The following is a 12341-nucleotide window of genomic DNA, read 5'->3' on the forward strand; positions in this document are numbered from 1 at the left end:
GAAAAAAGTCGCGGCAGTCCAAAAGGGTAAAAGCTGCTTTTCTTTACTATAACCGTTTTACGACTAACGATTGCCGGATCGGATTTTTAGCGATCCGCAATTCGTTCCACCATAGTGGAAAGATGCTGCGAAAGATCGACCTCATAAGGCTGCACGCTGCCGCCTTCCGCGTCTTCGATAATCCGCACGATCGGACGATTGGGCGTTTTCGACGGAACGCTCGTGACTACGCCCGTTTCCCCCGAACTGAGTTTAACCGTCAAGCCTACCGGATACAACGCTACCTTGTCCCGGAATACTTCCAGCTTGCGCTGATCATACTGGGTGCAAGATCCTCCATATAAAATGTCCACGGCTTGATGCGGCAGCATTCCCCGACGGTATACCCGGTTGGTCGTCATCGCATCATAAGAGTCGGTTATGGCAATCCACTTGGCAAAGTCATGAATCTCGCTATCGTGAATCCCTCGCGGATATCCGCTGCCGTCCAACCGTTCATGATGTTGAAATGCGCAATGAGCGGCAAGCAGCGGCACGAACGGTTCGTCTTTTAAAATCGCGTAGCCCAATTCGGTGTGCCGCTTCATCTCCGAAAATTCGTCATCCGACAACTTGCCCGGCTTCAGCAGCACTTTCGGCTCGATACGGGTCTTTCCGATATCGTGCAGCATGGCGCCCATTCCGAGCGTGAACAGATCTTCCCGCGAATAGCCGGCGGCCATGCCCAACGTCAGCGTATAAAGGCAAACGTTGAACGAATGAGTATACAAATAGTGGTCCGTCGTATGAATGTCGCCCAACATAATCAAAACGTCTTCCCGAGAGCCCAGATCGTTCAGAATCTCTTCGGTCATTTTGCGAAAGCTGTAGCCCAGATGCGGATAAGACATGCGTCCCATCGTATCATTCATCATGCTGCGGTAAACGGTTCGGATTTGCTTGATGGCCTGGCGTTTCGTTTCGTCGGAAATCATCTCCGGCGGTACGATGTCGTCGGTCAACTTGTCCTGAATGTACAGCATATCGACCCCGAGCCTTTCCAGCCTGCGGAGGATCGAAGCCGTCAGCTCGGCCCCTTCGGCCAGCAGCGTCAAACCCTCTTCATTATAAATGCGTTTGCCCAGCTTCATGCCGGGCTTTACTTGTCCGATCGACAGCAGGCGCACAAACTTCCACTCCATTTAAGCCGTCCCGTAATCCGGATCGCGCGGCAACCGATCCCGGCGGCGAGGGCCGTTGATATTTTGAACTTTGCTATAGGACGGGTCTTCGTCGTTCCCTCGGCGATACGCTCCCAGCCGTCAGGCGCGTATCCAACGCGAAGCGGAGGCTTCTCCGGCGGCGCCGGGGCGCCCGAGTTCCATGCGCAACAGGTCGCGCAAAAATTCGGGCAAGATAAACGTTTTATCCGTTCCGCGGCTGAGCGATTCGTAACCGGCGCCGAACGTAAACATGTCCAGCGTCCCCACCCGGTACTCCTCGTCGGGTTCGATTGTCCGTTCGGACGTTCGAGCTTCCAAAATGCGCGAATACGGCTCGGCTTCCGGATCATAGCGTACGAATAATCCGTCCGCGCACAACCCGCCAAGCCGTTCGCCTCTAAATCCGAATCCGGTCAATTTCTTGCCGGTATATTCCGGTAAGAGCGACTGCTCCAGACTGCGTAAAATATCGCTGCCGCGCAGCGTCACCACGCATGGATTGATCGGCGAGGGACAAAGCGCGTGCAGCATGCCTTCAGTGATCTCTCCCGGAGGCAGCGGCCCAAGCACCTGACCGGAATTAACCAGCGAAAATTCCCCTCCGGCAAAACGCCGAACCGATTGGGCAAGCAAATTGCCAAGCTCGGACTCCTGCTCGTAATCGACGCCCAATTCGCGCTCGGAGACGGCAATGACCCGCCGAAGCCGCTTGGCCGCCTCTTCATGATGCCTCGAAATGGCATGATCGATCCGATCATCGGAGACGGCAGCGTCGTCGAGTGCGACAAGACCTGCCTCTCTAACTTTGCAGCGGCCCGAAGCGGTATCGCGTTCGATCACGATTCGTCCGATATGCTGACCGAATTTGCCGGCCGCACATACGACGGTTGTCCCGATCGCAACAGGCTCGGCAAGCAGATGATGCGTGTGCCCGCCCAGAATCAGGTCAATCCCTTCAATCATGCTTGCTATTCGCTCATCCGACGCAAGTCCCAGATGAGATAACAATACAATAATATCGACGTGTCGGCGCAGTTCGCTTACCTGCTGCTGAAGAAGCGAAAAAGGATCGGATACCTCGACGCCCAACAATCGATAAAAATCAGAGAACGGTGCGGTCAGGCCCAGTATGCCCACTCTAAACCCGCCGGTTTCAACGACTGCCGAGTCTTGCAGCCAAGCAGGCAATGAACCGTCCGCCATCCTTACGTTACCGCACACAACCGGACAGTCCAAATGTGCATAGACCTCTCCAAGCTGCTGCGGCGTAAAGGTCAAGCCTTCGTTATTGCCGATCGTTACGGCATCATAGCCCGTGCGATTGAGAATGTCGACATTGGCCAATCCCAGACTGCCTTCGGTCTCGATCGCCATTCGATCCATATGATCGCCCACGTCGAGCGTGCATACCGGCTTACCTTGCGATTTTTCAGCAGCGATAAACGCGGCGATCCGGCCCATCTGCTCAAAGTGGCTGTGAAGGTCGTTGGTATGCAAAATCGTCAACGTGTCTTGCTCTTCTGTCTTTGAGCCCATTGAGGCCGTCCTCCTTCGGACCTTGCATCCTGCGCGAGCGACGCAACACCGAAATTTCCGGCGATGCGCCGACGCGAAATCGTATTCGTTTTGACACTCAATCATAAGGCCATACCCGCGAACAAACAAGTCTGTTTACGGGCCCTATGCAAGCATTTTAACATGACGCCGGGCACTCGAAAAGAATAAGACCTGCCTTGCATCCAAAATGTTGATTAAACACCTAGAAAAAAAGATGAAAAATAAGGATATTTTGTGCTTGTGTGATAGAATTGTCTAGTACATTACTCTCCAATTTAAGGGTGGAATATGATATATTGAGAACGTACATGAGATAAAACAAGGTACTAAAGCAGTAAGCAAACAAATCGGAACTATACTGCCGATATACGAGTTAGACGTTATCTGCGCATTTCGGCCCAGATAACGAAGCGATAACTCCATGATGCGCTTGATCCGGTCTTCGAGCGGACTTCGCGCCCCATGTTTCGTTTCAGCCGACGCGATTGAGGGACCGGATCGTGCCGATCTGCAAAACCTGAGATCTCGGAGACGACAAAGTCTTACGGGAAGCGATATCCCCGGCAGTCTCCATCGTTCTCCGCAGCATTCGTTCGTTACAGAAAGGAGACATCGCTTTTGAAAGTTTACGTAACCGATCTCAAGCCCGGCGACCGCCTGCTTGCCGACACCTTCAACCGGCACGGCGTGCACATTCTTGCCAAAGGCACTGCCCTGCACGATGCGGAAATCGCCCGTCTTGTTCAGCACAGTATTGATTATGTCGAAGTTCAACCCAATGTGGAAGAAGCTTATACCAATGCTAGCTCAGCCGCTTACTTCTTCCCTGAAATCAAGTCGACGTTCGACGATGCAGTCCTCATGTTCGAATCTTTGTTCCACGAATCCATGACGACCGGCACTTTCAACAGCGAACTCGTTGAGGACATTATGCAGCCGCTCTTCAATGTACTGGCTTCCCAAAAGGATGCTGTGGCCTTACTTTTGCTGCTGAACCGGGACGCCAACTACACGTATGTTCATTCCATGCAAGTCGGTATGCTGTCTTACTACCTTGCGCTCTGGCTTGGCCATCCGCATGATGAAGCTTCCGCTATCTGTCAGGCAGGTTATCTGCACGACATCGGCAAATCGACCATTCCAAGCGAGATTCTGAACAAGCCGGGCAGGTTGACGCGCGAAGAGTACGAGATCATCAAGACGCACACCGTAAACGGGTATGAAATCATTCGCAACTCGCTGGGTGACACGGTCGCTGCGACCGCTGCTCTCCAGCATCACGAGCGCGGAGACGGAAGCGGTTACCCTTACGGAATCAAGGAAGAGGAAATGCATCCCTGGTCACGTATCATTGCCGTGGCGGACGTTTATAGCGCCATGACCAGCAACCGCGTGTATCAGGACAAGCAAGAACTCATCAACGTGCTGAAAGAATTGTATTCGCTCAGCTTCGGGCAATTGTCCGCCGAACCTACGCATACGTTCATTCGCAACATGCTGCCCTACTTTATCAACAAAAAGGTAAAGCTGACCAACGGGGAGTTCGGCTATATCGTGATGAATCACCCCACCGACTTTTTCCGGCCTCTTATTCGTGTCAGCGACCGCTTCGTGGATCTCTCCATCGAACGCGACGTGGATATCGAAGAAGTGTTCTCGGATAGCGAAGCCTGATTCCTTTATCGCATTGCAGCAGAAAAAACACGTATCCGCCAAAAGCGGGCACGTGTTTTTATTTGGTCTATTTCTTCAATACCAATTTGACGGTCGACGCCTGAACGTCCTCGTCCTTCGACGCAACGTAACGGTTCAACAGCTTCTGGGATTGAATCATGGCACTTGGCGTTTCCGTTCCGGTCTCTTTCCAATAGCTTTGGAGCAGCTCATACAGATTGCCGTATTTCCCTGCGCCTTCCGCCAGGAAGAAATAAGCAATCTCGTTGCCGCGCGGCTTCAAATGACGTTCTGCACGGCTGTTATGGTCATACGTGCAGACTTCGACGTCTCCGTCTTTGTTCACGCCGCCGAATGCCGTCATGATCGATTTGCTTTTTTCGGAAAAAGCGGACAGCGTCATTTGCAAAATGACCAAAATACGGTCATAAGGCGTGCCTTCCTTCAGCAGATCCTCAACGTGCTTCGTAATAACCGCACGCGCTTCGCGATCCCCTCCGGCTGTAGCCACAAACTCGCGATCTCCCACTCTCACCACATGCTCTTCCGGCTGTGGCGTATGTTCCGAACCGGCGGCGACATTATCGCTCATCACGGTTATAAATTTCTCTTTTGCGATTACGGAAATGAAGCTCATTTTCTTATACTCCTCCTTCATCTGAAGCGTATGTACTTCTGCATCTTTGCTCGGCTGATATGCAATGGGTACATAACGCTGTAAGCCAAACGATCCGCGAATCAAGCTTTTTCGGCCTTTATTGCGCAGACTCAAACAACTATCGGGTTTCGGCTTACTCAGTATACCAGATGAAAGCGACCTCAAGCTATTCCTTAAAATATTCTCGGTGCAAAAATAAGCCAATTCAGATAAAGCTTATTCGTTTCATCGGTAATTTTTAAAATCCTGGGGCGAAACGCCTACGTTTTTTTTGAACCAACTAGTAAAGTAAGCTGCATTCTGAAATCCCATCTGCTCCGCCGCTTCATATATTTTCGTCTCGCTGTTTCCCAAAAGCTCTTTGGCTTTTTTGACTCGGATGTTTTGCACGAATTCCGAAAGGGTCTGTCCGGTTTCTTTTTTGAACAATACGCTCAAATAACTCGGATTCAGACGGAACCGGGCCGCCAATTCGCGAACCGTCTCGTGCATCAAATGATTTTCTTCGATATGGGCGATAATCTTTCGGATTGCCGCATGCACGGAATCGCTTTTTTTCGATTGGGCTTCGAGGTAATCATGCAAATAGCCGAGCAAAACTCCCCGCAATTCGTACTCCTGCGTACAATCGATAATGCGCTGCCACATTTTTACGCTCTGATTGTCTCCGGGCTCTTCCCTGGAATCGAATTTTCCGGATAGTTCGCCCACAAGACTCATCGCGAAAGCCTGAACGTAAGAAAAAGAAAACCTGCCCGTGCATAAAGACTGCTCAAAAACGCGATGGAACAAAGAAATCGCGCGATCTCCTTTTCCTTCTTCCAAAAGCTTGACGATCTCGGGAATAGCGTCTTCCCTCATTTGATCATCATGGTAACGGTTCGCCATCTGCAAATCGAAATAATAAACGCCTCCTTGCTCCGGCTTTCTCGCATTGTTAAGCATATGCTTGACTTCTTTATACAGTCCCGAGGATTCTTCCAGATCGCCTTCGCGGCTTACCCCGATCGAGACGTCGATCTGATGCTGCCGCTGCATCGTTTCGCGGACGAAAGAAAATTGTTTTTCGATTTTGGCCCTTTCGTCCGGAGTCGCGTTCAAATGCAAGATGACGACTTCGCCTACCGCGTTTTTGCCGATATAACATTTTTCCAAATTCGCCAATGATACTTTTACGATTTTCGCCAAGCCTTCGGCAAACTCGATTCGTTCTCTCGGATCGGCTATGCCGACCGAAGGTGCATGGTAACTGAATACTAACAAACGTGCTTTGCGCATGCTTTGCGGGAGTTCGAAAATATGTGCCCAGTAGGCCAGAATTTTGCTTTCCTGAATTTTGCCTTCGATGATATCGGCAACGAACCGTTCCTGTACGACGTCCATGCTGCTGTTCACTTTTTCTTTCAGCAGCTGCGTCTCTGTCTGGACTTCTTTTCGTTTTTCGAGTTCCGTTTTGAATGAAAGTAATTTTTGCTTCAATTCTTCCGGCTTGATCGGTTTGAGCAAGTAAGCTTTGGCTCCGAGCAGAATCGCTTTTTGAGCGAAATGAAATTCGTCGTAGCCGCTGATCAACAGCGTCTGGACGTTTTGAAAACCTTCGAATTCTTCCGTGCAGCGCGACAGCATTTCGATGCCGGACATGCCGGGCATCGAAATATCCGTAATCAGCACGTCAACGGCGCCTTGTTTCAAAACAGCCAAAGCTTCTTCGCCTGTTTCCGCAACCCAAGGCATCGCGTACCCCATGGCTTCCCAATCGATATGCCGCATGATGCCTTCCGTATGCGCGGGTTCGTCATCCACGATCAATGTTTGTATCATGTTCGTCACCTCGTATGATTTGCGGACGTTCGGAGCAAGCCGGAATCACGATAGAAATATTCGTAAATCGGTCTTGCTCGCTCTCGATCATCAATCGCGATCGATGCCCGAAATACAAAAATAGCCGGTCTCGGATATTGGAAATGCCTAACCCGTTTCCGGAACCCGAATAGATGCCTGCTTCGATTTGCTCCAGTTTCGAAGATTCGATTCCGTATCCGTTATCAAAAATCCCGAAATGAACGTTGTCCTCGAAACCGAAAATCTCAATACGTATCGTTGCCCCTTTACGCTGCGCGATACGGCCGTGCAAATAGCAATTTTCGACGATCGGCTGCAGCATGATTTTAGGCACGTAAAAATTCATGACGTCCGACGAAATTTCCCATTCGACTTTGACCCTTCCCGGGTAACGGTGCTGCTGGATGTCCAAATAAGCTTTCACATGCTCGACTTCTTCTTGAATCGAAGTTACGTTTTCATGATTGTTAAGCGCTTTCCGGTAAAACGTCGTCATGGAATCAATCAAATCGACTTGCACCTGATCATTCGAATCCAATGCCCGCCAACGGATCAATCCTAGCGTGTTATAGATAAAATGGGGATTGATTTGCGATTGCAAAGCTCGATACGCCTGCTCTTTCTCTTTGAGCACGGCTTCCGTTTTTTCTTGAACCAGTCTTCGGAGTTGTCCCGTCATCTGATTGAACAACACTTCAAGTTCTCCCAATTCGTCTTGGTTGCGGGTTTTGACTTTTGCTTCGAACACGCCGTTCGAGATATCCCCGACGCGTGCCGCCAACTTGTCGATTCTCCAAACAAGCTGTTTCAAAATAAGCAGCAGCAGCAAAACGGACGTCGATACAAGCAGTGTTCCGCCTATTCCGACCATGATCAAAGTGGGTCTGAGCTTCTTCTCCAACTGACGGATATCGAGCAATGCCATAATTTTCGATTCCGGATCGCTGTCATCCGTCAGCACCCATTTTCCGTCGATTCGATTGGCCGCTTCTCCTGCCTGAAGATAAGGTTCGATTGCGGTATCCGTTACAGGTTTGCCGATATCGTTTCGAACGGACGAAGCCAAGACCCGCTCGCTTTGATCCACGGCATACACTTCTCCGGCTCCCCCGAACGGATCGCGAAAAGCTTCGGCGAAAATCTCGTTATAATCGAGCAGCAGATAGACCAAACCGCAGAGCTCTCCGCTCGTATCGAAAATTTTGTGGCTGACGATGATTTTCGATTTATCTTCTCCTGCATTTTGCCATAAAAGCGGTTCGTTGCTTTCCCTTCTCTGTTCGTACCAGCTTTTCTCCGTTTGGTCGATCAGCAGGCGTTCTTCCGGTTTCCAAAGGATTCCTCCGTCTTGCACCAGCGAATCATTGTCGTGATAAATACGAAAATCGATGATTCCGGGCAAATACCTGGACATCCCTTGAAAAGAACGATCCACGTATCGGATGGTGTCCAGATGCTCCAGGCGTTCCGTATAGTTTCGCGACAGCCTTGCGATCAACTCCCCGTCCGAAGCGGTGCGTATCGCCAGCAGGTCATAACTTTGCTTTTTAAAAGAGAAACTTTGGGAGGTCTGCTTCAAGGCTTCCTGCACCGTGAGAAGATAGTTGGATCTGGCTTCTTTGATGAAATAGTTGCCCACCCCGGCTACTACGATGGATGTAGGCGCGAATACGATTAACAAATACAGCAAAACGATTTTTCTTTTCAAACTCATGGAACGAAATACGGACATGATTTGGGTATTAACCGAATTTTTAAACGTCTCGGCTCCTCCTTTCCCGATAATCGGCACGATATTCAAAAGGGAGCATCTCCTGGGTTCAAGATGCTCCACGCCAAACAATTCGAATATCCGCTTTATTTACTGATCATGGTTTGATACGTATCATTCCATTCTTGCTTCAACTCGCTCCAATGCGCTCTGGCCTCCATGGCCGAATTGAAATCCGTCCAAGCCTTTTCGAACTCCGCATCGTCTTTGGCCAAAATCAGTTTGGCTTTGTATTCTTTTCGGACGCTTTCCAGCTCCGGGCCGTATCGTTCCCAGGCGCCGCCGGAACCGGGTTTAACCTGATCGTAAGGTTCCGCTACGCGGGTCGAGCCCATTTCCCCGATTTTTTCCGAAAATTCCGCCGTTTTGCTTGCCCCTTTGTATTCTCCTCCTCCGTAATTCCACCATGCGTACCATTCTTTTCCGTAATTCGTGATTTGCCATAATTCCGGCGTAAGCCCTGCTTTTTTGGCCGCGTCGCCTGCATTGCGTTTTTCTTTGTAATCGGCGTCGATATAATCCCATTTTCCGTAGGGTTCGCCGGTCCAACCCCAATATTTTCCTTCGGGTCCTTCGCTCACCGCGAAACCTTGTGCCGGATCCGTACCTAAAGCATAATCATAAAATTTTAAAATAGCATCTATATTTTTTGTGTTTTTGCTCACGTAAGTATCATAGGCCGGATACGGATTGATGACTTGCGAGGTCCCCAACCGATCAATGCCTTCAACTTTCGGAAAAGCGATCGGCGCATAAAACCATCCCGGAGCCGTAGGACCGTTAAGTTGTTCCCAAAGCGATGCGTCCAGGTTCCAAAAACTTCCTGCATTCATCGCATAACGTCCGCTTTTGTTTTTCTCGGTGTAGCGTTCTTTTTTGTCGGTGAGCGATTCGGGATCAAGCCAGCCTTCGCGATAAGCTTTGTTCAACCACGCATAAGCTTGTTTATAACCGGGATCTTCGTATTGGAAAACGATCTGCCCGTCTTTCTCGCTGACCGGCGTGATTCCTCCTGCTGCCGCCGTGGTGACGCCAAAGCTGGCAAGCACGGCATTTTCGTCGTTCGAATCGATCAAAATTCCGAGCGGAAGCAATTTTTTACCGGATTCGTCAGTCAGCTCCGATGCTTTTTCCAAATACGTTTCGATGCCTGCTATCGTTTGCAAATCGCTTTCTTTCAACCCTGTTTTCTCCAAAATATCGCTGCGGACAAACCAGGAATTCGACGCCCATCCTTTCCAAGGGTCGACCGGATCACGATCGAAATACGTCGGGATTGACCAGATATGTCCTTCGCCGTCTTTCATTTGTTCTAAATATTCTTTCGGAATTTGCGCTAAATTAGGATATTTATCGGGCATATCGAAATATTGTTCAAGCGGCATCAGGAGATTGGATTTTCTCATCGCGTTATCGACGGTAGTACTTCTTCCGAAAAGAGCCGCGTCTTTGAAGCCTCCCGTGTTGAGTTTAAGATTCAAAGCCGTTGTCGCGTCGCCCTGAGCAGCTTCCGTTTTCACTTCGACTTTGGGGTCCGTATCGCGCCAATATTGTTGGATCAAACTATTGTTGTTCACGGTAGCCGCCCATCCCAGCCAAAGATCGAACGCCGCTTTGCCTTCATTTTCCGCGTTTTCCGAAGTTCCGGTGTCGGAACTGCATCCCGCCAAAACGAACAATACCGCGCAAAGCGACGCAATCAACGGTTTACGCACAAATTTGAATGCCATCTTTTTTTCTCCCCTTTTCGAATATCGTCCATGTTCAGCCTTTGACCGAGCCGATCAATACGCCTTTGACGAAATACTTTTGCAAAAACGGATAAACGCACAGAATCGGCAGCGTACTGACCATGACTACCGCCATTTTGATCGACATCAACGTAATATTTTGCATTGCCGAATCGCGGGCCAGAGCTTCTTGATTGGTATTCGAACCGATGACCGCCGAAATATCGGACGCGGAGAGCAGTTGTTGAAGGAACGTCTGCACGGGAATCAGCTGTTGATCGGTGACGTAAAAAGCTCCGGCAAACCAATCGTTCCAATGCCCGACCGCCGTGAACAGTCCCAACGCGGCCAACATCGGCTTGGACAACGGAACGACGATCGAAAAAAGCACCCGAAACGGTCCTGATCCGTCCAACTCCGCCGATTCGATCAACGCTTCGGGAATCCCGTTGACGAATTTGAGCATGACGAACATATTCCACACCGAAAACATACCCGGAATAATGAAAACCCAGAACGTGTTCAGCAAGCCCAGATGGTTCAATTGAATATATAAAGGAATCAAACCGCCGCTGAACAGCATGGTAATCAAAATGTAAGTCATGATCGGAGCGCGAAACGGAAGCCTTTTATAAGAAAGTCCGTAAGCGGCAAGCAAAGTGATCAACAAACTTGAAAGCGTTCCCAAAATAGTTCGAGCAATCGTTACCAAATAAGCATGACGAATGACTTCATTCCCCAGAACGATTTCGTAATTGGCAAGCGTGAAAGATCTGGGCCATAAATAAACGCCGCCTTTCGCCGCATCGGCGCCTTCGTTCAACGAGATCGCCAACATATACAGAAAAGGATAAATGACTGACGCACAGATCAAAAGCATGACGACGATCAAAACAACTTGCGCCCATCTTTCGCTTCTTGAACGCATAACCCCCATTTTCACCACAATCCTTCGCCATTCATTTTACGGGAAATTTGATTGGTCACCAAGACAAGAATCAAACTGATGACCGAAGACAGAAGCCCGACGGCCGTCGCGATGCTGAAATATCCTTGCTGCAAGCCATTTCTCAGCACGTAAGTATCAAGAACGTCCGCTACAGCCATATTTGCCGTGTTCATGAGCGGATAAATCTGATCCATGCCTACCGTAATCAAGCTCGGAATGCTCAAAATCAATACGATCGAGATTGTAGGCAAAATTCCCGGCAGAGTAATATAACGGATTTGCGCCCATTTCCCGGCCCCTTCGACTTTTGCCGCTTCATAAAGTTGAGGATCGATAGTCGTAATCGCCGCCAAATAAAGAATGGTGTTCCAGCCGGTTTCTTTCCATAAACTGCTGCCGATCACCATGGGCCTGAACCACTCGGTCGAACCCAGGAAGAATATCGGTTCTCCGCCGGATTTTTGAATCATGTCGTTAACCATGCCTCCGTCCATCGTCAGAAAAGCCTGTAAAATGTAAGCCACGACGATCCACGAAAAAAAGTGCGGCAGATAACTGACCGATTGCACGAACCGCTTGAATATCGAGCTTCGGATTTCATTGATCATCAAAGCCAAAAGAATCGGCGCGGGAAAACCGAAAATGAATTTGAATGCCGAAATCCACAACGTGTTCTGTACAACAACCCAAAACTGCGGCTCTTTCAGAAAAGAAAAGTTATCCCATCCGACCCAAGGGCTTTCCCACATGGATGTTCCGATCCGAAAATCGCGAAAAGCGATTTGAATGCCGAACATCGGGACGTAACTGAACAAAAACAATAAAACGACTCCGGGCAGAATCATCATGTACTGCCACCGATACTTTACTAATCTTGCCAACATGTTGTCCCTCCTTTGTTCCCATAGTAACGGATCGAAAAAACCGCGAACATACAGAATGATTGGATTTATTGCGT

General features: G+C 49.5%; 9 protein-coding genes. 1 reads left to right on the forward strand and 8 read right to left on the reverse strand.

All coding sequences use genetic code 11. The features are described 5' to 3' along the window. Positions 1-86: 86 nt before the first annotated feature. Together SACSAC_RS02300 and SACSAC_RS02305 are read right to left on the reverse strand one after the other, a co-directional pair. Complete coding sequence (locus SACSAC_RS02300) at positions 87-1181, reverse strand: HD-GYP domain-containing protein (protein ID WP_084777877.1); 1095 nt, start codon at positions 1179-1181, stop codon at positions 87-89. Between the two features lie 120 nt (positions 1182-1301). After that, positions 1302-2738 (reverse strand): bifunctional metallophosphatase/5'-nucleotidase, encoded by a 1437-nt coding sequence (locus SACSAC_RS02305; RefSeq protein WP_037283042.1) that lies wholly within the window; start codon positions 2736-2738, stop codon positions 1302-1304. A 639-nt stretch (positions 2739-3377) separates the two neighbouring features. Between SACSAC_RS02305 and SACSAC_RS02310 the strand changes: the two genes are divergently transcribed. Further along, positions 3378-4433 (forward strand): HD-GYP domain-containing protein, encoded by a 1056-nt coding sequence (locus SACSAC_RS02310; protein WP_037283044.1) that lies wholly within the window; start codon positions 3378-3380, stop codon positions 4431-4433. A 67-nt stretch (positions 4434-4500) separates the two neighbouring features. Here the strand turns inward: SACSAC_RS02310 and SACSAC_RS02315 are convergent, their stop codons facing one another. The 6 genes from SACSAC_RS02315 to SACSAC_RS02340 form a co-directional block, all read right to left on the reverse strand. Then, a complete protein-coding gene (locus tag SACSAC_RS02315) occupies positions 4501-5070 on the reverse strand; it encodes a hypothetical protein (protein ID WP_037283047.1) in 570 nt (189 codons plus the stop codon). 246 nt (positions 5071-5316) lie between these two features. Further along, positions 5317-6912, reverse strand: a complete 1596-nt coding sequence (locus SACSAC_RS02320; RefSeq protein ID WP_051506804.1) for a response regulator transcription factor — start codon at positions 6910-6912, stop codon at positions 5317-5319. After that, entirely contained in the window at positions 6887-8725 is a 1839-nt protein-coding gene (locus SACSAC_RS02325) for a cache domain-containing sensor histidine kinase (RefSeq protein WP_245608716.1), read from the reverse strand. Before SACSAC_RS02325 ends, SACSAC_RS02320 begins: the two co-directional genes overlap by 26 nt. Before the next feature lie 65 nt (positions 8726-8790). Further along, entirely contained in the window at positions 8791-10434 is a 1644-nt protein-coding gene (locus SACSAC_RS02330) for a type 2 periplasmic-binding domain-containing protein (RefSeq protein ID WP_037283050.1), read from the reverse strand. 34 nt (positions 10435-10468) lie between these two features. Continuing rightward, the gene (locus SACSAC_RS02335) at positions 10469-11362 is read right to left on the reverse strand and encodes a carbohydrate ABC transporter permease (RefSeq protein ID WP_037291831.1); all 894 of its coding nucleotides are present in this window, start codon (positions 11360-11362) and stop codon (positions 10469-10471) included. An 11-nt stretch (positions 11363-11373) separates the two neighbouring features. Then, positions 11374-12267: an ABC transporter permease gene (locus tag SACSAC_RS02340; protein WP_037283052.1), complete on the reverse strand. Its 894-nt coding sequence runs from the start codon at positions 12265-12267 to the stop codon at positions 11374-11376. Between the last annotated feature and the right edge of the window lie 74 nt (positions 12268-12341).

Source organism: Saccharibacillus sacchari DSM 19268 (assembly GCF_000585395.1).
Taxonomy (GTDB): domain Bacteria; phylum Bacillota; class Bacilli; order Paenibacillales; family Paenibacillaceae; genus Saccharibacillus; species Saccharibacillus sacchari.